This is a genomic window from Nitrincola salilacus, from assembly GCF_046271865.1.
Lineage (GTDB): Bacteria > Pseudomonadota > Gammaproteobacteria > Pseudomonadales > Balneatricaceae > Nitrincola > Nitrincola salilacus.
Genome location: NZ_CP176580.1, coordinates 4,007,932 through 4,033,378, shown reverse-complemented (window position 1 = coordinate 4,033,378; position 25,447 = coordinate 4,007,932). Strand labels below are relative to the sequence as shown.

Annotated in this window: 28 protein-coding genes and 1 pseudogene; 7 read left to right on the top strand and 22 right to left on the bottom strand. The window is 46.3% G+C overall.

Features of this window, described 5'->3' with window-relative positions; all coding sequences use genetic code 11:
* Nucleotides 1-20: 20 nt before the first annotated feature.
* Both ACK3CJ_RS18595 and ACK3CJ_RS18590 read right to left on the bottom strand, forming a co-directional pair.
* The gene (locus tag ACK3CJ_RS18595) at nucleotides 21-653 is read right to left on the bottom strand and encodes a hypothetical protein (protein ID WP_409523699.1); all 633 of its coding nucleotides are present in this window, start codon (nucleotides 651-653) and stop codon (nucleotides 21-23) included.
* Nucleotides 654-792: 139 nt separating this feature from the next.
* Nucleotides 793-2,355, bottom strand: a complete 1,563-nt coding sequence (locus ACK3CJ_RS18590) for a hypothetical protein (protein ID WP_409523698.1) — start codon at nucleotides 2,353-2,355, stop codon at nucleotides 793-795.
* A gap of 230 nt (nucleotides 2,356-2,585) precedes the next feature.
* Here ACK3CJ_RS18590 and ACK3CJ_RS18585 point away from each other — a divergent pair, with 230 nt between their 5' ends.
* From ACK3CJ_RS18585 to ACK3CJ_RS18555, 7 genes are all read left to right on the top strand, one after another.
* Nucleotides 2,586-4,619 (top strand): hypothetical protein, encoded by a 2,034-nt coding sequence (locus ACK3CJ_RS18585; protein WP_409523697.1) that lies wholly within the window; start codon nucleotides 2,586-2,588, stop codon nucleotides 4,617-4,619.
* Nucleotides 4,616-5,950 (top strand): hypothetical protein, encoded by a 1,335-nt coding sequence (locus tag ACK3CJ_RS18580; protein ID WP_409523696.1) that lies wholly within the window; start codon nucleotides 4,616-4,618, stop codon nucleotides 5,948-5,950. Before ACK3CJ_RS18585 ends, ACK3CJ_RS18580 begins: the two co-directional genes overlap by 4 nt.
* Nucleotides 5,951-6,094: 144 nt before the next feature.
* On the top strand, nucleotides 6,095-6,658 hold the full coding sequence (locus tag ACK3CJ_RS18575; protein ID WP_409523695.1) for an RNA polymerase sigma factor: 564 nt from the start codon (nucleotides 6,095-6,097) through the stop codon (nucleotides 6,656-6,658).
* Nucleotides 6,655-7,239 carry a hypothetical protein gene (locus ACK3CJ_RS18570; RefSeq protein ID WP_409523694.1) on the top strand — a complete coding sequence of 195 codons (585 nt, stop codon included), beginning with the start codon at nucleotides 6,655-6,657 and terminating at the stop codon, nucleotides 7,237-7,239. The genes ACK3CJ_RS18575 and ACK3CJ_RS18570 overlap by 4 nt, the downstream gene beginning before the upstream one ends.
* The gene (locus ACK3CJ_RS18565) at nucleotides 7,236-8,777 is read left to right on the top strand and encodes a S8 family serine peptidase (RefSeq protein ID WP_409523693.1); all 1,542 of its coding nucleotides are present in this window, start codon (nucleotides 7,236-7,238) and stop codon (nucleotides 8,775-8,777) included. The genes ACK3CJ_RS18570 and ACK3CJ_RS18565 overlap by 4 nt, the downstream gene beginning before the upstream one ends.
* A 98-nt stretch (nucleotides 8,778-8,875) precedes the next feature.
* On the top strand, nucleotides 8,876-9,127 hold the full coding sequence (locus ACK3CJ_RS18560) for a type II toxin-antitoxin system Phd/YefM family antitoxin (RefSeq protein WP_409523692.1): 252 nt from the start codon (nucleotides 8,876-8,878) through the stop codon (nucleotides 9,125-9,127).
* A complete protein-coding gene (locus tag ACK3CJ_RS18555; RefSeq protein ID WP_409523691.1) occupies nucleotides 9,124-9,378 on the top strand; it encodes a Txe/YoeB family addiction module toxin in 255 nt (84 codons plus the stop codon). The genes ACK3CJ_RS18560 and ACK3CJ_RS18555 overlap by 4 nt, the downstream gene beginning before the upstream one ends.
* 505 nt (nucleotides 9,379-9,883) lie before the next feature.
* Here ACK3CJ_RS18555 and ACK3CJ_RS18550 read toward each other — a convergent pair.
* From ACK3CJ_RS18550 to ACK3CJ_RS18455, 20 genes and pseudogenes are all read right to left on the bottom strand, one after another.
* Nucleotides 9,884-10,534 (bottom strand): hypothetical protein, encoded by a 651-nt coding sequence (locus ACK3CJ_RS18550; RefSeq protein WP_409523690.1) that lies wholly within the window; start codon nucleotides 10,532-10,534, stop codon nucleotides 9,884-9,886.
* A 127-nt stretch (nucleotides 10,535-10,661) separates the two neighbouring features.
* A complete protein-coding gene (locus ACK3CJ_RS18545) occupies nucleotides 10,662-12,176 on the bottom strand; it encodes a hypothetical protein (protein WP_409523689.1) in 1,515 nt (504 codons plus the stop codon).
* A 3-nt stretch (nucleotides 12,177-12,179) separates the two neighbouring features.
* The gene (locus tag ACK3CJ_RS18540) at nucleotides 12,180-12,692 is read right to left on the bottom strand and encodes a rod shape-determining protein MreB (protein WP_409523688.1); all 513 of its coding nucleotides are present in this window, start codon (nucleotides 12,690-12,692) and stop codon (nucleotides 12,180-12,182) included.
* 91 nt (nucleotides 12,693-12,783) lie between these two features.
* Nucleotides 12,784-14,115, bottom strand: a complete 1,332-nt coding sequence (locus ACK3CJ_RS18535) for a reverse transcriptase domain-containing protein (RefSeq protein WP_409523687.1) — start codon at nucleotides 14,113-14,115, stop codon at nucleotides 12,784-12,786.
* Nucleotides 14,105-14,680, bottom strand: coding sequence for an SLATT domain-containing protein (locus tag ACK3CJ_RS18530; RefSeq protein ID WP_409523686.1), 576 nt, complete (start codon nucleotides 14,678-14,680; stop codon nucleotides 14,105-14,107). The genes ACK3CJ_RS18535 and ACK3CJ_RS18530 overlap by 11 nt, the downstream gene beginning before the upstream one ends.
* 574 nt (nucleotides 14,681-15,254) lie before the next feature.
* Nucleotides 15,255-15,974, bottom strand: a complete 720-nt coding sequence (locus ACK3CJ_RS18525; RefSeq protein WP_409523685.1) for an SDR family NAD(P)-dependent oxidoreductase — start codon at nucleotides 15,972-15,974, stop codon at nucleotides 15,255-15,257.
* A 31-nt stretch (nucleotides 15,975-16,005) separates the two neighbouring features.
* Nucleotides 16,006-16,368 (bottom strand): DUF1304 domain-containing protein, encoded by a 363-nt coding sequence (locus ACK3CJ_RS18520; protein ID WP_409523684.1) that lies wholly within the window; start codon nucleotides 16,366-16,368, stop codon nucleotides 16,006-16,008.
* 89 nt (nucleotides 16,369-16,457) lie between these two features.
* Nucleotides 16,458-16,763 (bottom strand): NIPSNAP family protein, encoded by a 306-nt coding sequence (locus ACK3CJ_RS18515; protein WP_409523683.1) that lies wholly within the window; start codon nucleotides 16,761-16,763, stop codon nucleotides 16,458-16,460.
* Between the two features lie 117 nt (nucleotides 16,764-16,880).
* A complete protein-coding gene (locus ACK3CJ_RS18510) occupies nucleotides 16,881-17,177 on the bottom strand; it encodes a hypothetical protein (protein ID WP_409523682.1) in 297 nt (98 codons plus the stop codon).
* Nucleotides 17,170-17,463 carry a hypothetical protein gene (locus ACK3CJ_RS18505; protein ID WP_409523681.1) on the bottom strand — a complete coding sequence of 98 codons (294 nt, stop codon included), beginning with the start codon at nucleotides 17,461-17,463 and terminating at the stop codon, nucleotides 17,170-17,172. The genes ACK3CJ_RS18510 and ACK3CJ_RS18505 overlap by 8 nt, the downstream gene beginning before the upstream one ends.
* Nucleotides 17,464-17,570: 107 nt before the next feature.
* Nucleotides 17,571-18,449: a hypothetical protein gene (locus tag ACK3CJ_RS18500; protein WP_409523680.1), complete on the bottom strand. Its 879-nt coding sequence runs from the start codon at nucleotides 18,447-18,449 to the stop codon at nucleotides 17,571-17,573.
* 207 nt (nucleotides 18,450-18,656) lie between these two features.
* Nucleotides 18,657-18,905, bottom strand: a complete 249-nt coding sequence (locus ACK3CJ_RS18495) for a transposase (protein WP_409523679.1) — start codon at nucleotides 18,903-18,905, stop codon at nucleotides 18,657-18,659.
* A 110-nt stretch (nucleotides 18,906-19,015) separates the two neighbouring features.
* Nucleotides 19,016-19,194, bottom strand: a pseudogene (locus ACK3CJ_RS18490) (ISAs1 family transposase); the annotation flags it as partial.
* 528 nt (nucleotides 19,195-19,722) lie between these two features.
* Nucleotides 19,723-20,301 carry a dTMP kinase gene (locus ACK3CJ_RS18485; protein ID WP_409523678.1) on the bottom strand — a complete coding sequence of 193 codons (579 nt, stop codon included), beginning with the start codon at nucleotides 20,299-20,301 and terminating at the stop codon, nucleotides 19,723-19,725.
* Nucleotides 20,302-20,964: 663 nt separating this feature from the next.
* Entirely contained in the window at nucleotides 20,965-21,645 is a 681-nt protein-coding gene (locus ACK3CJ_RS18480) for a class I SAM-dependent methyltransferase (protein ID WP_409523677.1), read from the bottom strand.
* A gap of 79 nt (nucleotides 21,646-21,724) precedes the next feature.
* Nucleotides 21,725-22,486: a DUF4435 domain-containing protein gene (locus ACK3CJ_RS18475; RefSeq protein ID WP_409523676.1), complete on the bottom strand. Its 762-nt coding sequence runs from the start codon at nucleotides 22,484-22,486 to the stop codon at nucleotides 21,725-21,727.
* Nucleotides 22,476-23,636, bottom strand: coding sequence for an AAA family ATPase (locus ACK3CJ_RS18470; protein WP_409523675.1), 1,161 nt, complete (start codon nucleotides 23,634-23,636; stop codon nucleotides 22,476-22,478). Before ACK3CJ_RS18470 ends, ACK3CJ_RS18475 begins: the two co-directional genes overlap by 11 nt.
* A 150-nt stretch (nucleotides 23,637-23,786) precedes the next feature.
* Nucleotides 23,787-24,101: a hypothetical protein gene (locus ACK3CJ_RS18465; protein ID WP_409523674.1), complete on the bottom strand. Its 315-nt coding sequence runs from the start codon at nucleotides 24,099-24,101 to the stop codon at nucleotides 23,787-23,789.
* Nucleotides 24,102-24,399: 298 nt separating this feature from the next.
* Nucleotides 24,400-25,158, bottom strand: a complete 759-nt coding sequence (locus tag ACK3CJ_RS18460) for a lytic transglycosylase domain-containing protein (RefSeq protein WP_409523673.1) — start codon at nucleotides 25,156-25,158, stop codon at nucleotides 24,400-24,402.
* 28 nt (nucleotides 25,159-25,186) lie between these two features.
* A complete protein-coding gene (locus ACK3CJ_RS18455) occupies nucleotides 25,187-25,342 on the bottom strand; it encodes an entericidin A/B family lipoprotein (protein ID WP_409523672.1) in 156 nt (51 codons plus the stop codon).
* Between the last annotated feature and the right edge of the window lie 105 nt (nucleotides 25,343-25,447).

The window sequence follows — 25,447 nt, the reverse complement described above, 5'->3', positions numbered from 1 at the left end:
CTCAGAAGCGCTCTTCTTATCTAGCGACTGGTTATCCGGGAATTCACCGAAAGACGCTCATGAACCCACCCCTCGTTGGTCAGTATCAGCGTGGTGCGCTCCTCAATGGGGGCCTGTTCTGATTGGATATCTCGTGTGATCTGGCTGAAGTGGCGTTGCAGCACCTGGCTGTTGAGGGCCCAGTCCGCGATGCGTACTGCCTTATAGGCAAAAGAGACCTGTGAAACCTTATGATCCATAAAGTCAGCTGGATCAGAAAAGTGGCTGACAGATGTTACCTCATAATCGCCATAGCAGAAGAGTGTACCGCCTGAGGAAAACAGATGTTGTTCGGGCGCTCTGGTGACCTGCTGGCCAAGATCTGTCAGTACAAAGCGTGTAGCGGACTCCATTTTGGCAGGTTGGCCACGAAAGATAGACCTGCTTTCCATTTCGGTGGGAGAAGCCTCCAGCAGGCCGAGCGATACCAGCTCATTGAGGATAGAAGATTGACTGGCACCAGTGCGTTGAGATTGCGCGAGACGATAGGGGAAGCTGAGGCCAACGTGGAAGCAGGCAGGATGAGAGGTGTAATATTCCTGAAGAGCCGTTTTGAAAGTTGATTCTGCTGCATCCTGATGGCTGGAACAGGCCACCAGGAGCAGCGTACTCATTACGACAGGCAGCTTTCTCACTTGTAGTATCTCCCTATTGCGTTCGTACCCGCACTCCGCCACCTGCTCATCATCAGGCGGGAGCTGCATCCTTTTCACTCAATTAATCATACGCTTCCTCAATAATAGTATTCAATAGTCAATTAGGCTCAACAGGGGTCTGTCTCGCGCCAATTGGTCTGGGTGATGCAGGGGCAGCTTGTATCCTGCCGATCGGCTTGGGTGTAACAGGTGCTGCATTCAGCGTTCCGATCGGTTTGGGCGCGACGGGAGCTGCGTTTAAGGTGCCAGCTGGCTTGGGTACTACCGGTGCTGCATTTATTTTTCCAGCAGGCTTTGGCGCAACGGGTGCATTATTTATCGTGCCAACCGGCTTGGGTGCAACAGGTGCTGCATTTATGGTTTTATCAGCAGCTTCACTCGTCGCTCTGCTATTAATCCCGTTAACCGCCGGAGGATTATTCCCGCCGCTACCAAAACCCACTTTTCCACCATTGCCACCCATAGGAACAGCGACCTGAGGTGTGCAGCGGTGTTTGAAAACAGCGGTGTCGTAGTTCTGCCATTGGCTCCATTGACCATCTTGTTGGTTCTTGTAGCGCACCTGAACAAGCATGTTATGGTTATGAGTTGTTCCATTAGAAATTGCCATGTAAGAATATTTATTCTCAGACAGCATCTCCTTCAGCGGGAACGAGAAGTCGATATGGCTGCTTTTGTTGGCCTGAATCATGATTCCCTGGGTATCGAAATAATATCCGTAGTCGGCATACTGATTGCTGACCGCTTTGACGCGCATATCCATCAAACCATCTTTACCGCCACCCGTCTGAAAATTAACGCGGATCTTTGGATTCTGATCCGGCACACACTTCCCGTGGTAGTGCGGAATGTTGGCCATGAAATCTGCCTTAACAAGCTGGAACGGCAGATTCGGATTTTGCTGTACCTGGCCTGGCACACTACCGGCCAGTTGCGGGCTCAATACTGGATTGTTATTGATTGCCGGATCACCCTTATACATGATCTTGATCCCAGCCTGCTTTGTTTCAAAACCAACCGAACGCTTGTCGGTGTTATTGAGTTTTCCACAAATAGCACCGAGTGAAATCGGGCGATGCACAATAATTTCATGATCCTGCTTATAAAAATCGATATCGCTTCCATTAAACGCCTGACGTGCTTTTTCCAGCTCTTCGAGTGGATCAATGCGTAAAGCCGGATGTCCATTCTTAAGATTGGCAAGGGAGACTGAAAAGGTGTCCTCTGTTGCTTCTGCGATTTGATGTGCTTTATCGGTATAAGCCACATTAACTTTGTCAGAATGAAGCGTCCCTGTGGTAACAAGCTGCCCAAAACCACCGATACCGACATTGCCAAAATAGGCCCACGCGCCCATAAAATCTACGCCATTAGCCTTTTTGCACTGAACAAAGCCATCGATCTCAAAATGAACCATATTGCCCTGCACCTTAAGGTCCAGAGCATTTATGTGTTTATTTAATGCCTTGTTTTCAATGATAATATCTGGAGCGCGGCTTATCATCTGAGTAGGGGCGCGGTCCGTGATATCAACATCGACATTTTCGACATACTCGGAATTGCCCTCCATGGCGGCATAAACCTGATTGGTTACAGCTCCAAGGCTCAGGCCTATCGTCAGAGCGCCAGCGCTCAATACAAATGCATTTCTTGGTTTCATCTCAAAATTTCCTATTATTGTCATGGGGATATCCAGTATTTTCAGACAGCACAATATCCGTTACATGATGAGTCGAGGGTGGCGCGCAAACGGTTCAAATTTTTTTACAGCCGGAAAAACACAGAGCAGAAATCTGTGCCAGAAAAAAGAATGAACCGTTTGTGATTTGGCTCCGACTCAAGAATAGAATCAGCGATGGTTGGTCTCGCTAGTAACTGCAGGGGTGAAAAATGAAAAAGGCATTACTGAATGCACTGATACTGGCGCAACCTTTTGTGGTCTCGCTGGGGTTTGCAGCGGATGATCTTGCCCTGCTGGAGATATCCCTGGCAGATCCTCAGGCCAGTGAAGCCTACTTGCCACAAGAGCCTTTACGTTTGCAGTTGCCCGATCAGATACCGGCTGAGTTGTTGCTTCAGCTAAGTGTCGAGCTCAACAGCATTGATGTTACCGCACTGGTGCAATACGACGATGGCGCTTTACTGTTCACTCCAGTCAGACCACTGCCCAGTGGCCAGCACGAACTCAGGGTTGTGGGTTATGGAGATGATGGCAGTGTGCACGAGGTGGGCTACTGGCTATTTAACGTGCGTACCCCGGGATTTTTCCAGGATAGCTCACTGACAGGGCAAGTTGATTTAAGCGCTACACAGCGTTTGGCTGAGAGTAGTGACTACTCCTCAGATAATGCATCTGAAAGTGCCTTCAGCGCACAAGGCAGTGGCAGTTTTCAGGGATCAAGCACAACTGATATCGCCCATCTGAGCGGCCATATGGATATTCTGTACGCCGATAACACGGACTATTCGGCTTCTGGCAAAGCACTGGATCTGGGCACTTTTCTGGCGACTGCACAGGGCGAGCACTTTGGTGTGAATGTGGGCCATCATGCGGTGGCGAGCAGCGACCTCTTATTCGATGGCTATGAGAAGCGGGGCGTGTCGATCAACAGTCAGTGGCAGCCAATGAACACACAGCTGACCCTGTTCGGCATGAGTGCCCAGGACCAAGTGGGTGCCAGGGATACCCTGGGCCTGAACGACAACGACAACCTCTATCAGGGCGGTGTCATGCATACGCGCTTGTGGAGTTCAGCCAGCCATGAAGGGCATTTATCCGCAGGTTTTATCAGTGGCAAGCGTGGTGATGCGGGTTATGGCAACTGGCAACAGCAAGCCCTCATAACAGAGGGCAGCGGCTGGAATATGGCGCTGGATACTCACTGGTTTACACATCAGCTGCGGATGCGAGTGGAAAGAGCAGCAACGGATACAAAACTGTTGGGCATGGACGCAGATAAGCACTCCGACAGCGCCTACAGTGCACTGGTGGTGGCTACGCCAACTCTGGATGAGGGAGTTCTCAGCCTCGGTGCAGAGGTTAAACAAGTCGGTCTTGCCTACCAGAGCCTGGCTAATCCATTTTTACCCGCCGACCGCAATTCAAAAAGATTGTTTACCCAGTATGCTACGGGTAACTGGAGTGTTAACGCCTCGCTCGGCACTGAACATAATAATACCGATAATGATCCGGCGCGCTCACTCACCAAGCTCCACCAGGCGCGTGCTGATATCACTTACAGTCATTTCTACAGCAACAATGACGCCGAGGTAGAGCGTTGGCGCACGTTGCTGGGCTCACCCAGTCTCAACCTGGCAGTTGAACGTAACAAATTCCGCGATGCTCGCACAGCCGAGGGTTTTGCCAGACAGGATATGCTCTCCGAGAGCGTTTCACTCAGCGCGGCCTTTGCCGCCAGTCGTTGGAGCTGGAGTGTCGGCTCCAGCTATCAGACGTTTGATGATTTTACCGATTTCCAGAGTGATAGCCGTATCCACTCGGTTTTTGCCAATGCCAACTTTCCAATCGGCAGCCGCGTTACCCTGCAACCGGGATGGGAACGCCAGCGTATGCACAATCGCGATTACGATGCAGTGTCGTACAACACCCTATTCAGTCTGTCGAGCAGTGTTGTGATACTGCCAGAACGGCTCAAAGGAGAACTGAGCTTTATCAGCAGTGACAATCGGGCGCTCAATGACCCCTTTTATCTACAAGACAACCGCAATCAATATCTGGCTGCAGAGCTGCTCTGGCATGCCAAAAAGCCCAAACCCAATCGATTCGGGCTGGATGTTTCGCTCAGCCTCAGCAATCAGGATTACCGCGATCGCCTGTTTGGCGAAAACAACAATGACAACTATCAGGTGTTTCTGACCCTTAGAACCACCTTGCCCATTCAATCTTCAGGAGTCGCGCAATGAATACTCAGCGCATATTCAAAACTATCAGGGTTATTATCATGGCGATAGTTACCAGTATCAGCGGCGGCGTGTACGCCAATATAGACGCGCTCTGTGATGCCGGCTTCAACTGTCAGGTGATGGGCAATGCGGTGGTCGGGCAAGCGTCTGTAGTACAGATAATCTGGCGCGGTAGTGTCAGCTCCACGATTGGAGCGAGCGCTGGCGCACTCACCGTTAACTCCAATGGCGGCATGCTGTTGGCCAATAACCAAAATCTGCAAACAATTGGCACGCCGTTAAGTCAGGTGGTTAATATTCCATCCAGCTCGCCGAGTGTCTCTTTTCAGATTCAGGAAAGCCTGCAGCTCTCGTCCAGTGTTACCCAGCAAGCCGGAAATCTTGGGGCAACACAATTGACCTTCAGAAGGCAGTTTTCCGTGCCCGGTGGAAGTGTGAGGCAGGGCCAGATCACGATAAATCTGATGTCTGCGCCGACACCCACTCCGGTACCAGGTCCTACACCAGATCCAACACCAGGCCCAGCACCTGATCCCACACCACAGCCAGAACCCCAGCCCACTCCTGAACCAGTGCCGACGCCGCTGCCGATCGATAGCGCGGTGGATATTCAGCAGATGTCGCTGCGCTTTGATACCGGCGAGCAAACCCGTGTGCTGCAACCTGGCGAACCACTGGCAGCACAACTGAGAATGCGTTATCAGCGCGCCGGACTATTGCGCGCACAGTGGGAACTGGCGACACCATCCAGCACTGCGGGTGAGCCGGTGTTTATTCCACTGCGTCAGGTGCAGCAATACCTGGGAGGCGGGCAGGAGATCCTTCTGCAAAGCCCACCTTTGCCAAGCAACAGTAGTGGGCTTTACCTGCTGCGCTTTGTGGTGCTTCAACCAGCAGGCATCGAGCAGCCGCTGACCATACGCTACATGGTGGGTGGCAGTGCCGATCAGTCACCTGTCGCAGTCCGGGTTATGCGTCAGCAAGGTCCAGCCGATAATGCGTCACTGGGATCAGGAACCCGCTTTGAGTGGCAGCCACTATCAGGCGTACATGCCTATCAACTGGAGCTCTATGATCAAAGTGCAGCAGGGCTTGGCTCACCGGCATTGAGCACTGCGCTGACGTTTAATTCGGTGGCGGAAGTGTCACTACCTGTGTCACCCATTGCAGGCCTGCTGGTGCCCGGCGAGCAATCCGGCGCATCGCTGAGCGACATGGCGCGCGATCATCTGGCCAACGATAACCTCTATTACTGGCGCGTACTGGCCATTAATGCCGAGGGTTTTATTGTGGGAGCCAGCAGCTTGCGCGCGATTCGAACAGCACCCTAGCAGGTTGTTTGAACGCCATCTGCACACCCAGAACAGAGGCCTCGCACATGAGGCCTTTTCTCGCTTTTCCTTGTGGGCAGTGCATGTAACAATGCATCTGAAAGTGCATATTAAAACGCATGTTTTGTCCACAGGGAAAGGAATATGACAACTGAACAAGACTCTGAGGGGCTGGCGCTGTTACAGGCGATCGCCCGCAAGGACCAGAATGCCATTGCGGCCTTCTACCGGCTGTACCAATCAGCAGTTTATCGATTTGTACTAACGAGATTGAACGATTCTCACGCTGCCGCCGACATACTTAATGAGGTAATGATGGAAGTGTGGAAGTCGGCCGATAAATTTGAAGGCCGATCCTTGGTGAAAACCTGGTTATTCGGGATAGCCCACTTCAAAGTGATGGATCACTACCGTACGCAGAAAAAGCACGAGCACCTGGATGAGGCCGAAGATATAGCAGACGAGTCGCCGGGGGTTCAACAGGAACAACTGGTGAGTGCGGCCCAGGATGCCAGATTGCTGAAGCAGGCCATGTCCAAGCTATCAGCGGAACACCGCGAAGTGCTGCATCTGGCGTTTTATGAAGATCTCAACTATCGCGAGATTGGCGAGATCTTCGGAGTACCGGAAGGCACAGTGAAATCGCGAATATTTCATGCCAAGAATCTGGTGAAAAAACAACTTGAACGGTTAACGGCGGTCCCATGAGCAACGACGACAAATTGGTCCAATACATCAACGGAACCCTGGACGAAGCCGAGCGCGAAAAGTTACATCAGGCGCTGGAGGCTGATGAAGCTCTGGCCCGCGAAGCGGACTTTATGAGCGCCTTGCGCCAGGGTATGAAGCAAGAAGAGGTGACGCCTCCTGGAGAGCTGGGTCTGGCGCGGCTGAAAAAGGATATCAAACAATACGAGGAGAGCCAGCAACAGGCACCAGCCTCCACACCGTGGCGCTTCTGGAAGCCAGCAGCCATTGCCGCCAGCTTTGTACTGATCGTGCAAACCACCACAATGGTGTTGTATCAGGACAAACAGACAGATGCCAGTGGGATACAGGTGTTGTCTGGCCCCACAGTGGAGCAGGGCGGTGTGCTGCAGGTGGTGTTCGCACCCGGAGCAGAACTGGCCGACGTGCAGGCACTACTGATGGCTGTTGAAGGCGACATCGTGCGTGGGCCAGGAGCGCTTGGCCTCTATGATATCAGCCTGCCGGCGGGTGCCGATGTTGATCAGGCGCTGGCACAGTTGCGCGCCAGTGCACTGGTACAAGAGGCGTCGCTGCGGTGAAATGCAGAATGTTGGGGCTGGCGCTCCTGCTCCTGTCTATGAGCAGTATCGCCCAGCAGCAGGCGGTGCCAACGCAAAGTTCGAGCGACTCGACCTTCCGGGTAGAGTCGCCACCTACGCGTCCACAGCCACCAGCTCAGCCCACTGCTCAGCCCTCTGTTCAACCGTCTGCTCAACCCTCTGTTCAGCCCTCTGTTCAGCCCTCTGTTCAGCCCCGGCCCGCACCGTCACAGCCGACCGCCCCTGCACAACCGACGGCTCCACGTGAGGAGCCTGCGACTTCCACGGCAGCACCCACAACTACGCCTTCAGATGCCCCTGCATCTACAGCAGCTCCTGCTACAGCACCAGCAACGCCCGCGGTGCCCACGACACCTGCCGCACCTGAGCCGTTAGACACGCGCCTGTTAGATATGCCGCTGCCTGGGGTGGTTTCTGCCGCCTCTCCTGCGAGCTCTCCTGCCACTACCCCACTCAGCGATGACGACATAGAACCGGCACAGCTCCTGATAGTCACGCGTACCATGGCCGAGGCGCAGACCCTGGCACAAGCGCTCAGCGCCGAAGGCATACGCATCAAAACGCGTAAACCACTGGATGCACTGGGCATGGTCATGAGCGTCATGCGCATGCCTGCGGATGCTAACGTGGCGGACACTGTTACTCAGTTGCAGGCGCGTTTTCCCGATGCAGTGATCGATGCCAATCATCGCTATCAACTGCAAGGGAATGACCCCAAAACCTACAGTAGCCGCCAGATCGGCTGGCAGCAGCCAGCGCCAGCCTGTGTTGAGCAACTGCGGATCGGTGTGCTGGATACCTCAGCCGAAAGCACACATCCTGCTCTGACCAATGTTGCGCTAACCCAGAGCTCCTTTATTGGCCGAGAAACACCAGCGCCACGTGATCACGGAACGGCACTTGCCGTGCTATTGGCGGGCAGTGCCAATACTGAGTTCGTCAGTTTGCTGCCGGGTGCTGCGATTTTGGTGGCTGAGGTGTTTCGTGAAGGTGCAAACGGCCCACAAACCACCACCGAATACCTACTCGATGGGCTGGATTGGCTGCACTCTCAAAATGTGGATGCGATCAATATGAGCTTGGGTGGCCCACGAAATCGGGCCCTGTCCTGGGCTCTTGAGAGTATTCTGGCGGGTGATGTGACAGTCGTGGCGGCGGGAGGTAACAGTGGTGCCAATGCTCCAGCGGTGTATCCAGCGGCAGATCCGGGTGTCGTAGCAGTCACGGCTGTCGATGCGGCGGCCAGGCGTTACCGCCATGCCAATACCGGTAGCTATATCGACGTAGCCGCGCCGGGGGTAGACCTATGGCTTGCCAACAGCCACGGCAATGGCTCCTACCGATCTGGCAGCTCCTATGCCACAGCCTTTGTGACTGCGTTTATGGCGCTGCATGCCAAACGTGGAGCTACCATCAACTGGGCCAACAATACCCAGGATCTGGGTGAAAAGGGCAGGGATGATGAGTATGGCTGGGGCCTGTTGCTGTGGCCAGAAACTGGCCCCGCTTGCGATTAAGGCAAATCACTCTTTATTGTTGACTGTACAGTCGATTGTGAAATATATCATCGTACGTCATAATGTACATGATCAATATCCTGTACAAGGGGTGCACTATGGATGCCATTAGCTACACAGCAGCTAGAACCAACTTAGCAAAAACTATGGAACAGGTCTGCGAAGACCATTCGCCAGTTATCATTACCCGGAGTAAAGCTCAGTCAGTGGTAATGATCTCTCTAGAAGATTACGAAGCGTTGCAGGAAACCGCGTACCTCCTTCGTGTTCCGAAGAACGCGCGTCGTCTATTGGAGTCTGTTACCGAACTAGAGCAAGGTGGTGGTCAGGAAAAGGAACTTCTTGAATGAAACTAATATTCTCTGAACATGCTTGGGAGGACTATCAGTATTGGCAGAAAACCGACAAAAAAGTCCTGAACCGAATCAACAAGTTGATCAAGGAAATAAAGCGGGAGCCATTTGATGGTATCGGCAAGCCTGAGCCCCTGAAACACGGATTGACTGGTTACTGGTCTCGTCGCATCAACGAAGAAGACCGTATGGTTTACAAAGTCACGGATGACGCTTTGCTTATCGCCCAGTTGCGGTATCACTACTGACTGATTAAAGACTTCGTTCTCACAGCTGCTGAAGTATTTTCGGAACTTGCCAAAACCAATGATGAAAGTTGATAGAAAACTGCTCTGCTATTTTTCATACGTTTTATCATTAGTATTACTACTTGGTGCAGGGATTGATATGATTTTATCTTTTCGAGATTTTATTCAAGCTGGGAAAGGGGTCGGCGTCTATGGTGTTCTAATCTATTATGCAGCAGCTTTTGTCAGTTTTGTATTATGGGGTGTGTCCTGTATTTTATATAAGAATATCCGGCTAGCGATTTTATATTGGTTCGTGTTTGCCGCGCTTACTATATTCATTGCAATGCAACCCACATGGTGGGCTGTCCCATAAATTCTCAGCGACTAAAACATCAACACAGACTTGTGGCCTTGGTGTGCCGTTTTCCGTTACCGAATAGCAAGGCGCGGGTCAGGAAGGTGAACTGCTGAATAAAGCTCACCTTCCTGGATATGTTGGGAATACTACCAGTGCCACTACTGATTAAAACTGCTCTTTCACCTCTTCATTGTATTTCTCGAGGTTGAGCATCATGATCTCTGTCCAACTGCTTGTGTTGGCGATCTGAAACTTACCCTCTGTTCTGGCTTGGATCTTTTTTGTGTCCGATTCAGGTGAGGAGATAGAGATATTCGTTTCGATTTCTGAAGTAAGCGTTAACGCCCAGAAGCCGGGGTTCATCCATGACCAGAATTTTTCGATAGAAGTGTCAATTATGATTGTCTCATCCGTTATATCAGATTGATTTTCAACAATAACGTACCCTAGCTCAGACAGTGATCTGACGAGCGAATCAGTAATGACGGACTCAACGGTTCTGTTTTCTGGAAGCAGAATATCCCCAAGTGCTTTTCCATAAGAGTTACGCTTTCTTGCGATAGCCCGGTGCTTCAACTCCGCAGATGCACTTTCAGAACCACCAAAGCCCAATGATGGAATATCGGGAGTTGCTGGATTCTGTTCAAAGATGCGATTGTCTGTGACTGAGTTGATATAGACAGATTTTCCATTAGGTTGCTCTGTGCTGGCAGAGTCGGGTACATCCAGGTCCAGAACACCACGGTTAGTCGCGCAGCCACCTAAAAAGAGAGAGATTGTGACTAGCAGTAAAAGTGCTTTAAAGTGTGATTTCATTATTGCTCCTAAATTATGTTGCTATTTGAAACTGTTTTATCAAGCCGATAGTTTTACCAAACGGTAATCGTGGCCCATTCCCTTCCCTTACTGTCACGCATCAGGCAAGAGTTGCATCCTGTATCACTTACTGACTGAATAGATATCGTAAGCCATTACCTGCCGTGGCTATGTCTTCGGCTAGGATCAAATCGTAAAGCATAATCACCGCGTCGCAGTGCTGCTTGTATTGCGCCCGGCTCTGAAGGCCGACGGTCTCAAGATGATTGGCGGCATCGCCAAGATTCGTCACGATAGTCTGCATCAACTCCTCGGCTGCGTATTCATCGAGTGGTGGCGTTTCCTTCTCGTGGGCATCAACGATAACAAGGTTCAAGGCATCCACCATCGGCATCATCTCCTCATCAGACAGATGGGCAGAAGGATTCATGCTGCCGAACTGGTCCGGGTAGAGATTTTTAAGGCACAGAATCGGGTCTACCTGCTCAAGCTTAGCGAGAATATCAATCGTTGCTTTTGCAAAACCAATCAGCGCCTCATTACTTGCTTGAGGCATGGTGCTGATAGCGAGTGCCATGACATGCTGGGCGATAGCGCTTTGTAGCTCTGTTTCACCGGCGCCCTTACTGGCCAGCTCATCCAGTGCCACTATGAGGCTTTGGTATGTCTCGGGTTCGTAGCGTTTAATCGACTGAAATGCAGAGAGGCCCAAAAGCTCAGCGTGGAAATCGTATGCACTCTTCCCAGAGGAAGCTGTCATCACATCAGATGAGTTAACAATGTCATTAATGACATGAGCGTCGAGCATCTCCTGTTTAGTCGGATACCACAAATCATCGTGGCGAGCGCTGAACAATCGTTCCAGAAACTCTGGCGCAACCCCCTGGCGCTCGAATATGAGGAGGTCTTTCTCTTCTTCAGCAGCAACATCGGCATGTTCGGCCAGATGCTCATAATCCACGTGATATTGGTGAAATGCCAGGTTCGCCTCTGGTGTCAGATAACGACTATTGCCTGAAATAAAAGCCGTGGTGCAGGCGGAATAGCAGCCTGTCAGCGAGTAAGTATCCAGGCCATGGGCCAGGATAAGCTTGGATAGCTCACGCCCTTCGTAGATTCGCCCGCCGCGGCTGTCCAGAACGATGCGTGTAACGCTGGGGTGCTTATCGAGTAGCTTGGAGACCTCTCTGGAGATCCCGAAACCAAGGGTGCCCTGTAAGTGGATCACAGAGTTATCGTTCTTCAGCTCGAGGGTGTAGTCGTCATACACATCCTTCTCGAAGCCAACCTGATACAGATCCTTATACACAGGCCCGGTTTTGTACAAGTTGCCGGCTGTTGCGATAATGCTGAAAACCGCCATAACCTGTGCCGTGGCCGCCCAGCCGGTTTTGTTGGTTTGAGCTTTGTGGCGAATACATGCGCGCCACAAGCCTACTAGCTGCCATGGATAGATAATGAGCAGGCCGACAGCAATGTAGATAATTGTGAACTGAGCGGCTACTTGCGGATGATCAATGGGTTGGGTATGAGTGAACCAGGCTTCGAATGACTTGATGATGACGTTGAGAAGAACAACATTGACCCAGAATGAGATCGCCAGCGAAAGCTCGCCGCGCCAATGTCTTTTGATATAGTTCACGTGTCACGTCCTTGTGCCGAGGCCAGAAGTTTCAGCTTCAACCATCTGATCAAACCTGATTGTGCGCGGTGATAGTTCGTCTCCCTGATGCACAGCGACACGTCGTGCTCCGGCACCTAGAGCTAATTCTTTGAAAGCCCTTATCTCGATCAGAGTTAAACCACCTTCAGTCTTTTCCATCAACTGGATAACAACTGCGGGGGCAGGGGAGAACAGTTTTTTACCCAGTAGGGTCTTGAAGGCTTCCTGGAGAAATTTCTCAGCAACAAGGAAATCATTAAGCAGCGTGCGAGGGTGGGAGAAAGGGTTCACTACCACGGCATTCGGCTCTTGGGTGTTGTTCGCTTGGTTCCCAATGGCCGCAATTATTTTCTCACCCTTTGCATTGGTCACAATTTTGACATTTGGGACCTCATCGAAGGTTCTGCCTGTTGATACATCGGTTACTTTGATTCGGTGTTCCCAGACCTGCAGATACAGGGTTGTGCTAAAGCTATCAAAAAACTTTTTTATCATCGAACCTCACCGTAGCGGTTGTTATATCAGAACTTGAGGTTGAAAAGTATTACTAATGTCAGAGCTGAGAACTTTGTATATGTTTTGCTATTTAATATCCAAATCCCTGTACATCTGTTAATAGGTCTTTTACTTGTTTTGTAAGTCTTTTTTTGAACTCATATTCAATTTGACCGTGGGCTAGTCCGGATATGTCTTTGTTAAAGTAACTAATCAATACATCTTTCATTTGCTCGATAGTATATGTGTCGAAATTGGGGATGTAGTTGGATTCATACTTGTTATGCTTTATCTCGTAGAAGGATCTGACAAACTTCTTAGGAGCTACATCAACAGAAAATCTAGATGCTATTTTTTCTACAAAAATATCCAGTCTATGAAGGAGTGATTCATCATTTATCTCTGAGAAGAAAAATAGCCAGCCTTTGCATTTTTCTTGAAAAATGCACCCGGTTATTCTTAGGTTTAAGCGCCATAAAAGAAACTCTTTGCTCTTTAAAGTGGAGTATTTATAACCGGTAAAGATAGATATAATGGATTCTTTAAGCTTCTCTACTGATCCTTCCCTTGCACTAATCAAACCATTCTCAAACTTGTAACCTAGGTAGTCCAGTCTATCTCCAACATTTCCGATGCAGGATTTTTCCGGGATTTTTTCTGGATCGTGGATCTCTAAACCCAATTTCTTAAATTTCCGTATAATCTCTCCGGATATGTCGTGAGCCTTGGAGCGATCACAAAATATAAGAATATCATCAACATATCGATAGAACTCTATATCCTTTCTTTTATAGTATGCGTTGTCGATATTTATTAGATAGATTGCTGATAGGATATTAGAAATAGACAGACCTTGTGGGACTCCTATGGATTCAGGTTTATCGGATTTAGTCGATTTTATGACTGTAGGAGTTTGTATCGCCTCGTGTATAAATTTAATTATTTCTTTGTTTCGGATTTTTCTTCTTATTCGAGAAAGAAGTTCTTCATGTTTTATGGAAGGGTAAAAATTAGAGACATCTAGTTTTATGAATCCATCAAACTTGCCATTTAAAAGTGATTTGCTTACCTGGTTTATAACGCTTTGAGGTAGGTCGAATGTTACGACTCCATTATATCTTTCAATTAAGAATTCACATAAGGCTCTAAGCACTATTCTGTCCCTAATTGTTGGGATAGATATTTCTCTTGGGACTTTTCCTCTTCCTTTGCTTATTAGCTTTAGTTTATATTTTGTGAATTTAAACTTACCAGATGTAACTTTGTTACTAATAGACGATATTTGATTATTTTTTATTTCCCAAAACATTCTGTGGCTGAGGTTGTCTATGCCTGATGCTGCTGAAAGGATAGTATATTCTTGATATATGCGGTCGAGATTTTCTTCTGAATAATGCTTTTCGAAGTTATCTCTAACGGACATGAGACATCTCCACTATGAGAAATAAAAACAAAGGAAGAATATATAGTGAAAGAAATACTAAAAAACGTCTTAAATGATATAGAAAAAATAGAAACCATATGTATTTCGTTGGGTGTCTATCTAATTTTTCATTTGGCTTTTCGCTAGTAAGATGTGCTTCACATAAAGAAATATAATAATCACGATCTGAGTGATTTTCGCACATATTCAAAGCTTGTTCATACTCATGTGTCAAATTTTTTATTTCTACATCTGTACTGGATTTTGCTATATGATATAGTCCATTTAAATTTTCGTAACATTCCTTTATAAGTGAGGCCCTTTCTTTGAAGCTAAGTCCATTTATAAAGCCAGACATTGACATTATTAGTACAGAAAAAACAACCCAGGATATTCCAGAATAATCACTATCAGGATTGAATTTCAAATAATAAACGGAAGCAGAAACAGAGCAAAATGAATACCAGAGCAATAACAGTTGTGCCTGCATCGAATTTGAAAGGAGCCGCTTCTCTGTTTGAATTCTAGCCTTTCTAGTCCACCAGATGTTGTCAGATAGAGCCATTCTGTTTCCTATTTAAGATGTCCCAGAGTGCCATATATAGTGACATTGAGTACCGCCCTTGTCAGGGCTAGCCATGAAAGGCTAGGAGCCGAAACTCCTCATTGTTAGTTTCACCTATAAAATAGATGAGTCGCTATTACACAACTACACTCTGGGACAAAACCTTTTATGCCTCAAATCTCTTGAGTACATAAGCCTATAACATAATTTCTCTTAGAATGATGCTGAAGGCGTAATATTAAAGTGCATAACAGTGTATAAGCATGTATGCGCCCATCATGGACAGGAGCTCATGAAGTAAATTTCCTCTTCAATAAAATCGCTGTTAGCGTCTATTTGTACTTTAGTAAACGATAAATTCTAGCAAATGGCAAGGACAAAGGCGCTAGACTTTGTCTGGAGGCCTCAGCTAGCAAAACGAATAATCTTACGACTACTGCAATGAGACTGGCATATAGGGCTAATGTATCTTTAAATACGTACCGATAAGCCAGTATTACCACGAGTAATAAAGTCAGGCATATGTAACTGGCCCATGCAGCCTGTTTGGTAACATTGAATAACCCTGTGGCCGCTAAAACCGTTCATCCCGAATAGCTGGCATCGTTAACTCTCTGACAAAAGAGCAAGGTGACAGGCTCAGTAGGGTTCGAACCACTGCCACTACGTCATGAACAGGAATGAAATGACCCTCACCATTTTTGACAGCTTCCGAGAGGGGAACATCAAGCGCGTCATCCGTGTTGAGATAACCCAGCTGCAAACAGGTAACCGCCAGATTGTTTTTTCGATACCCCTCACGTAATGAGTCGGCAATGCCGTTCAATGCATGTTTGGACGCCGCAAAAGTGACCTCTGGCCTGCCAGCTTGACGTAGCGCCGAGGTAGAGCCCGTCAGAATGATTTGCGGCTTGCTGGCGCTTAACAGTCTTGGCAACAGGCGCTTCAGCAACAGGATAGTACTGGTGATATTGACGCTAACCATCTCGATGATTTGTGCATCAGTGTCCTGCTCAAACTGATAGGAGTCCTCAAACGCTTCCTCCTCCCAGATGCCAACATTGTAAATAAGCGTGTCAATATCATGGGGTGCGCGATCCGAGATCGCTTGCGCCGCTTGCATGGGGTTGGACATATCTGCCTCGATCCACTGCAGCTCAGCCCCAGACTGTACCTTGATGCCAGATGGTTGCCCGCGGGAAATGCCGATAACCTTATCCGTGGCATCTGGCAGCCCCTCTACAAAAGCGCGGCCAAGCCCACGACTGGCACCGATGATCATGATATTTGCCATTGAACCTCCTGATTGTTTTTAACTGCATTGCTTACCGATAAGCCAGCATCACCAAGACCAACGCAACAAGCCCCGGTGCTGCCTGGATATACAGAATCTTCTTGCTGGCTGTCAGCGATCCGTAAACGCCGGCAACTATGACACACAGCAAAAAGAACACCTGGAAGTCGTAACCCGCAGCTCCCTGTACAGCACCCCAGAGAAGACCCGCCGCGATGAACCCATTGTAGAGGCCCTGATTGGCCGCAAGCACTTTGGTGGAGGCTGCTCGTTCCTTGGTCTGGCCAAAGGCCTTTAACCCTGCAGGCTTATCCCACAAGAACATCTCCAGCACCAAAATGTAAGCATGAATGAAAGCGACAAAAACGACAGCTAGCGTTGCAACTATTGTCATCTCTTTTTTCCTTATTATAAGTGTTGGTGTTGGGAGTCGTTCGGGATGCGACAGATGGCGCACATGGCGGCCAAATCATAAGCATCAAATTAATCGAAAACTGGCCTGAAGAAGCTGCGCTCATAGCTCAAGATACACCGTGTTTCTTCAGCATATTTAAAGGCTGCCATACACTCATCGTCAAGCAGTGATTTTTGACGATACTCTTCATAGGATGCCAGACTGGGGAAAGTGAACAGAGCAAGGGCGATGTTGTTGGAGCCTTCGGATGGAAGGAAGTATCCGTGGTGCGTGCCTCCAAATTTGTTTACCAGAGGTATCCACAATTTTGCATAGTGTTCGAATTCGCTGAGTTTGTATGGGTCTATGATGTATTTCAGATAGCATGTAACCATTTTTTATCCTGCTTTAGATCTATATGATTGAAATCAATATTCGGAAATTGTTCGCCTCGGATCCGTTAGATCAAGGGTTCACATCATGCAGAAATCCACACTGTTGCTGTGACATCATCAGTTATTTTTCTCATGGTTTGCCAGTTTATGGATGGCTTTTCCATGACGTAAAAAATAGTAGGCTGCTACTAGAAAAATGACAAGCTGTGCCGTTGCTTTCGACCCCGCAGCCTTGGCAGATTTGCGCAGTGAGTTTACCATAGACGCTGAATCTGAAGAATTACCAGTAGTGTCAAGCATGTACACCAGCGCATAGATGTTACCAATTGCATCTGGAATAGAAATAAATGCAAGAACCAGCAGGTAAATTCCGAATAACCGTATGGCAACCCAAATCCATTCACTTTTACTCATTGTTATTATTTGCCATCTTGTGGATAAGTTTTCCATGACGTAAAAAATAATAGGCCGCTACCGAAAAAATCGCTAGCTGCGACATCGTAGTTGCTCCCTTTATCAGGGCAGCTTCGTATAGAGAGTTGACGAATGATGCGAGCTCTGAAGAACTATTTGCAGCATCAGCCATGTTGACTAACCCATAGATGATGCCTATCGCATCTGGAATAGAGATAATTGCAAGAACCAATAGGTAAATGCCAAATATCCGTATAGAAACCCAAATCCAATCACTTTTTTTCATTTATAGACCTATATTCTCATCATATATGGTTGCAGCATAAGCTCGGCATCAGGGGAGGGCTTCCACTAAAGCGTGGGGGAACTGCATGGGTCGCCTGTAGCTGCGTGTTAGGCACTTGATAATTCCCATCCGGGTTTAAGTCTGTACAATACTCTAATACCGCCTTTTTCTGTATTCTCTTCATTAAAATCAAAAATCTCAGTTGCGAGCATTAGCCTCTTTAATGATTTGTGGCCATATCGCTCTTTTAATAGAGCTATTTCTTCTGGCGCATGTTGCTTAACGAGGTGGCCGGCGACAGTCAGTAACGCCCACCCGTCAGACCTTTTGGTTTGAATAGCAATATCGCCAAGCAGGATAACTAGCCGACTTTGGCGTAGGAAAGACAACTCAATTTGCCTCTTTCCTTCTTCGGATAGAAGGAAGTCGGCCATTTGCTTCCTTCCCTCGTGCAACATAGTTGCCTTTGATTTTAATTCTGCTATCTCTTTTCTGATATTGTCACTCTGGCGATCGAGCTTTTTCCCAAGACTTTCACAGCGTTCAGCTGAGGTTGTATCGAAGTAAGGTAGCAAATGATGAACCAACTCATTTCTTTCAGCCACCATTCTGGCCAGCTCTTTCTTTTTTGTTTCAAAATATACAGAGTCACACTCGATACGAAAGCTAAATGAAATAAATGGTTCAGTTATTTCGTTAGGATCAGATTGGCATTCTTCGTAATTAGGATTAGAGCTTTCAACATATTGCCCGATAAGTGTTCCCATTGTTTGCTTGCCGATAGAGGCGGCTCGGCGTACATGTGATTCTTTAAAATTGCTTGCGTAGCCTGAAAAATTCCCATTAGTAACGATGTGCTTCAATAAGCTCTCAAGCTGTTGGAAGAGCATCATATTTCTTCCAATTTTTCTTAACACCTCATTTACAGAGTCTTCTAAGGTCACTTTGTGTCCTATCATGCCTAACGAGCCTGTCGGATTAGACATTTTGAAATCAAACCCCCCAGCATCAACAGCTCGTCCTTCATTCTGGTGATTATTCCCCGCTCGAACTGATGATATCAATCACCCATTCAAACAGCCTGTATTCAGTACGCGATGCGCTTGACGCAGCTTCATCAGCGCCAGCTGCCACTCAGTGACGCTGCTGACCCTGTGTCGCGATCTTCTCAATGTTATGCACCAGACAATACATCAACACTGGGCATTGACTTTGGTTCTGCCTCTTAAGGTAAACCGATTCAGCCCCTTGTTGCACTCCAGATTGCCAAATACCGGTTCCACAGTACCCAATCGCTGGCTGTAGATATGCCGCCCCATCGGGCTGTCGATCTTCTGCTTCATCTTCTCAATAAAGCCTGGAGTCTTTTTAGTATCGCCCAGTGTAAAACTGATTTGGCGAGCATCCGGCTGGTTCTCTCGCCGTAGGCACTGATGCTTCAATGCATACTCTCGGCAGTGCTCGCGATAGCCCTGGAAGCTGATCGTGTCCTGTTGTCAGCAACAGTGCTAAAAGTCCGTAAAGGGGGGTGAGGACGTTATTTTGGACTACAACGCCGCCGACTCTTGTCGTAAGAACTCCGCAGTGTCTTGCCATCAATCGCTATGATGCTGCCCTCTGTCAGGGTGTGACAGCTCTGCATCCAGCTGGGATGGAGGCGACCTATCACGCGTGCAATCGTATTGTGGCTCGGGATACCGTTATCAAAACACCATAATACTTCAGCCATTCAAGATAATTGAAAAATGGCTGAGTAAGTCTTGTGGATTCATAGGGATAGCTGATATGTCGTTGTATCCGCATCAGAGCATATTTTGTTGATTGACACCAATTATCTTGTATTTGAGTTCGGATCAAAGCCAGTGATAGCAAGGAGTTACATGATATTTCCCTGAGCCAACGACACAGAATGAATTGGAATCGGTTTAGTAGACTCTGTAAATACTTTGTGCCAACAATACGTATATTACACCCCTATCCAAAAGCACGTTTCGACGCCAAAACCTGAGGTAGGAGCCCAGTGCATTAGTAGTGCACGCTGGGATCTGTGCGAAGGGTGCCGGGTAACCGGCATTCCTATCGCGACCCATTAAACAGCATGCATGCAGTGGAAAGTTAGCAAAGCACCCTTCCTAGACAAAGATGTCACTGGCGGCGTTTACTGGAAAATTTGTTGTCGGAAAAAGTGAGTCGAGAGCACATGGCATGAATTTATTCGTTGTGATAAATTAGCCAAATTATCTCATATTAAGAGATTGATCACAGCCTCTCTATAATCGTTTTCAAAATTTCATTTTCGACTATTTCGATAGCGTCAGTGTTGCTAATAAATATAGTACTATCTGGCAGTATTGTTCGATAAATTTTTGTTATATTCTGATGAAGGTCTTCTCTAATAAAAATCTCATCATCCGGTAGAGTCGGGTGGCCTGCAAAGTTTTTTCTATCTTTGATTGTTTTAAAGTCAAGCTCAATGCAAAATATTAAGTCTGGCTGGAACAAGGCCTCGTAAAAGTGCTTCAATCTCTTGCATTGTTTGTAGTACTCATCGTAATGATATGCAATTGATGAGTGGTAGTATCGATCCATGATGACATTAATGCCTGAGGCGGTGCGCTGCTCAGTAATGATAGAGTTACGCAAAGCAACTCCGGAATAGTATGAAAGTCTATCTACCGTTTCTGTAGTAGATGTATCGAAGGTTGCTCTGGCTGCCAGAAATGCACCTTCAGGTGATTTATGGTATTCATATCCCAAGCGGTCTGCGATCCTGAGAGATAGAGTTGTTTTACCGACCCCATCAAAGCCTTCAATAAGAATAAACCTTCCCTTGGTCATTTTTTATCCTTTTCCTCGTTGCCAGCTTTGGGCTGCGAGTTTATTAATAATATTCTCAGAGCTTCAATAAATACTGCTGCTGCGCCGTGTTTATTTTCTGATCTGCTTTTATATATTCGAAGGGAAAAAATTGCTATGTTAATTAGTGCGATGCAGGCTAATTCTAGATTGTTTTTTATAAAATCGGGGTAATATTCTCCGTACTTGGTTTGATAGAAAATGTGAAGAGCTAATGCGCCCGCAGTAAACCAATTCCAAAAGCTTAAAAAAATATTTTAAAAAGAGATTCGTTTGTGGAGTGTTCTAAGCTGGCAAGCCACTCCCAAATGCTCCAAAGTGAAAAAATTCCAGCATAAATCAATATCGTATATATCAAAGGTCTATCATAAAAGATAATGCTCATTAAGTATGTCGGAAGTAGAATGATTGTGATGGAAAATCGAAGAGATCCCAATATAGGTTTTTTCTTCACAGATTTGTGATAGCCATACCAGCTTAATAGAATGTTTATAAAACCAAGGACTACAATATAAATATGTAGTAAATCAGGAAATGAATTTAACTTGATCCACTTTAATAGTGTCTCATTCAATGAGGTTCCAATTATTATTGCAAAAAGTGGGTCGATAAAGCGGCCGGAGGATGGGTCTATATCTTCTTTATTCATTTCTTTTCCGCACAGTATATTACAACATCTCTTACATAAATAATTCCTGATACAGTGTCTTCAAACTTCACGTGCTGGCTAGACACGGTTAGTCCGAATTTTGACAGCTGTTGCTCATAATTGATATCTGACATGTGTATTTTTTCAAAACCATTTATATCATCTTGACTAATAAATCCTCCTTCAAAACCAGTTTTCTTCTTGCTTTTATAATATGTGTCTTCAGTTGATAGCTGAATAGATACCAGTTTCCCTCCTTTTTTTAGAACTCTGATGATTTCGCTCAATATGTAATTCCACTTTTCAAATTCTGTAAAATGGCAATGGCAGTATGAATCTAGTACGAAATTAAATTCATCATTATTATACGGGAGCCCCTGAGTGATATCTGCGCATGTAATCCGTAATTTATCTTGGGGTTCAGTTATTAGCTTACTCTTGAAAATGCTTAGAGCTTCATCAGAGAAGTCAATGCATTCAACCTCGAAGCCATGACCTAATAGATGTATCGCATTCCGTCCGTTTCCACACCCTAAGTCTAATATTTTTTTTGATTCTTCATTTACTACGCATAGATCCTTGATTTTAACTAATCCGTGAGCCGGTTCCGTACGGGAAGATGAGGGGATGGAATTAATATGGCTGTACTCTAAGTTCCAGTTTTCTCGTGTGTTCATGTGGATTTCCCTTGATTGCTCAGTTGATTATTTTTCAAATTTTAGCTGGCTACAGCATAAAGGCCTGGCTTTTGAAAAATTAAAAATTAAGCTTGCTATCAATACTTTCTGCTAAAAGGTTTATATATGGATTTCCTCCTTGTTTTAGAGCTATTTCTATTAGATTTTTATCACTAAATTGTGAAAATCTATCCTTTTTTGACATGAATCTAGAGAGCATTTGAAACAATTGTTTGCCGCGGAGTTTTATTCCATAGTTTTCTAAAATCATAGTAAAAATTTCAGGTTTAGGATTTGTGTAATTTATTTCGTGTGAGTATGTTGGGCAAATTGAACTGTGTCCCGGTGGGCATATCCTGTTTATATGAGTTCCGACTTGAAGTGGTGCGTCTAAGCCATTTTGTTTTTTATCCAAATACGTTTCAACTTCAAATGCGAACCATGCACACACGATATTTTTTAATAGCTCATATCCGTTACAATCCTCAGTATCAAGGAAGCTTCTAATTCCTGACCCTGAATATATGTCATTCTCGATGCAGTAGCCAGACGTGAATATAATATCATTTCTATCTTGATTAACTCCCTCGAAAATATAGCTGTCCTGGTCCGCGACGAATACGACATTTTTATCAGAAAACTCAGATCGTCTATCGTATATTTTAAATAATGTGTTTCTGCCGCCACAAGTCAAAATCGATACTGGTGATGTGCTTAGTTGTTGTTTTATCCATCGATAAATGAACACATCATCCTTTCCTTCTATGACTATAGTTGGTAAGTTAGTTCTCTTAAGAGTGCTTACGAGTTCATCTGAGTTTGGTAATGATTTATGATCCATCAACAAAGCCTCTATCTGAACCAATCAAAATTTCTTTATCTTCATATTGTGTATAAATGAAGGGTGAATGTGTTGCAATAAACAACTGGTTATTGGTTTTTTGTTCTATCATTACGTCTAGTAATATTCTCTGCCAGTCCACATGAAGACTCAATTCTGGTTCATCAATAAAAAATGGACAATCTCTGTAAAGCGCATTGTAGCAGAGAAAGCTCAGCATCTGCTTTTCACCTGCTGATAGTGATTCTGAATTAATGCTATTATCAATGTCGCCGAGAGTTATTCTGGGGTTTAGTCTAATTCCTTTGTGCTTAAAAATAGTAACAATAATATTTGAAAGAACTGTCAAGGGTTTGAACGCCTCTTCTCTTACATTCTCGAACTCTGTAACATCTTGGTTTATTTTGTCTAATGTTGATACAGCATCTCTGAGATCATCGCCTTGATTTGCAGATGTGTTTTTATAACTTCTTATTTCTTCGAATATTTTTTCAGAAAGCGATTTTGAGTAGTTGTCTACCCTATTTGTAGCCATGCTGTGCTGTTTTGTTACCAGTTGCTGAATGTCAAATGTCGATATGGAGGAAACAAACTTATGACTCCCAACTGATAGCATTTCAGCATGGCTTTCAATAGCATTTTGAATTTCAGACCCTCCTGATGAGTCATGGATATAAAACTCTTCTTTTCCTCTTGTTATTCTACGAGATCTATGGCGTCTAAATTCTCCCATAGAAAATCCTCCTTCTATTCTTCTAAAAGTAGGGAAGAATATAGAGGTTTTTAACATTTCTATTGTTTCCTCATTTGCTCTCTGAAGTGCTTCTTGCCTATAGATTGGTTCTTTTTTTTCGAATATTGTATCACCGTTAGGCTTCGTTAGTGAGATGTGGATAAAGTCCTTTGTTTTTGTTATGTGCTTTTGTACAAATAATGTATAGGCGCTTGTTTTTATTTCAACAGAATGAAAATTAATTTCATCTACTGCCCTTTCAATATTGCCACTTATGCAAAACCACATTAGTTTTAAGAGCGTGGTTTTTCCTGAGCCATTTCTTCCAGTAATGATGTTTATATCATCATTGAAATAAATATCTTGACTATTGTTTTCTCCATTGAGGCCGATTATTTTTAAGCTTTTTATTTTCATGGATTCCTTTGATGATCTATCGAGCATATATAATCTAAGCAAGGCTACCTATTTACATGTATAATGCTAAATTTTAGTGGGAGTTGTTTTTTATTGGACTCTGATGCTCGTAAGAGTTGAGAACTAAGTGGAACAAGAATATTGTGGTTTTTACTCTTTTTCTAAAATGTCGAATGCTGGTTCATCAACTTCGATTGATGGATCTGGAATAGTAGTTTCGAATACTTCTTCAATGGCAGGATTGATTTCAAAACCAGATCTTCTTGCTGAAACTTTCCAGCTAAACATCCCGTGTAATGAGTCTGCCTGAAACGTCGCTATACAAACAGTATCTTCTGGTTCTTTGTAATCGCCTGGTTCACTATGAAACTTTTTGCTTACTAGTTTTATTGTCTCTGTTTGGTAAGAGTCTTCACCAAGGTTATATCTGGCTGTTGTACTATTTGAAACAATTTCCCACGACATATTATTTCCTTAAGGACGCTAATTACATTACGTTTAACTATTAAGCTGGTGGCAATTCAGATCTGGCCATTTCATCGGAAGGCCAGCATGGTAGCTGGCCTCTAACTGACAGGAACCGCCGCCGGGTTAATAATAAGCCAACAGTCTAAGCAATAAGGGGGCGGGCTTCTTTGGCAGAAAAACACGCTACCGCCCCGACGGTGCTCCATCACACTTGACCACTTCCTGTTTGTTTTCTGAATTTAATACATACAAATCATGTGTGCAATCAAAAAAAATGGTCGTAGATGATACGGTGTTATTGCCCGTTGTTGCGATAGCGCTGGTGCAGGATGCCGACACGCTCTACATAGGCGCGGGTTTCAGCAAAGGGTGGGATGCCGCCATAGTGCCTGACGGCACCGGGGCCGGCGTTATAGGCGGCGGTGGCGAGGGTGATGTCGTTGTTGTGTTGTTTCAGCATCTGGGCCAGGTAGCTGGCGCCACCGCGGATATTTTCTGCCACATCCATGGCGTTGTTCACGCCGAGTTCGGCGGCGGTGCCTGGCATCAGTTGCATCAGGCCTTGTGCGCCTTTAGGCGAGATGGCGGTGGCGTTGAATGCAGATTCGGCATGGATCACGGCGCGCACCAGGGCGGGGTCGATGTTGTATTGCTTGGCGGCGGTGTTGATCTCTTCCTGATAGGGGGTCAGGAACAGGCGGGTGTTGTGCCAGTTGATGCTGGAGCTGGGTTTGCAGGCGTAGCAGTCAAAGCGGATCACTTCGTAGGGCACGCCCTGGGGTTTTACGTTACTGAAGGCGAGCACGCCACTGGTGTTGCGGTAACGATAGACGGATTCCTTGCCATGCTTGCCTGCGCCGGTGCCGGCTATTGGTTGGCTGGGGATGTTGGTGAATTCGATGCGGCCATCGGGGTGTACGATACGCCGGATGCTGTCAGCCAGGGCAATACTGGGCAGCAGGCCCAGCAGCAGGGCGATCAATAGTATGTGCTTGGCGGTTGGTGTTTTGGGCAGCATGTAAAAGTCTCGTCTGTCAGGGCAAGTGTAGCGCACCTGACAGACGAATGGGGAGTTTCTTGAATCAGTATTTGCGGTTCTCTTCGGCGCTTTCTTCGAGTGCTTCTCCGCCTTTTTGAACATCTTTGCCGAAGCCTTCAACGGTGTTGCAACCTGTGACAGCCAGGGCAAACAGGCCAACCATTATGGCCATCAGCAGTTTTGAATAAAGTGTTTTCATGTGTTTCTCCTTTTACGCGTTTCCTTGATCATTCATTTGATGATGACTACTTGTGAGTTACATAGTCGAACGCTTGTTGCTACAGTACTCTTTGTACAAATTTAT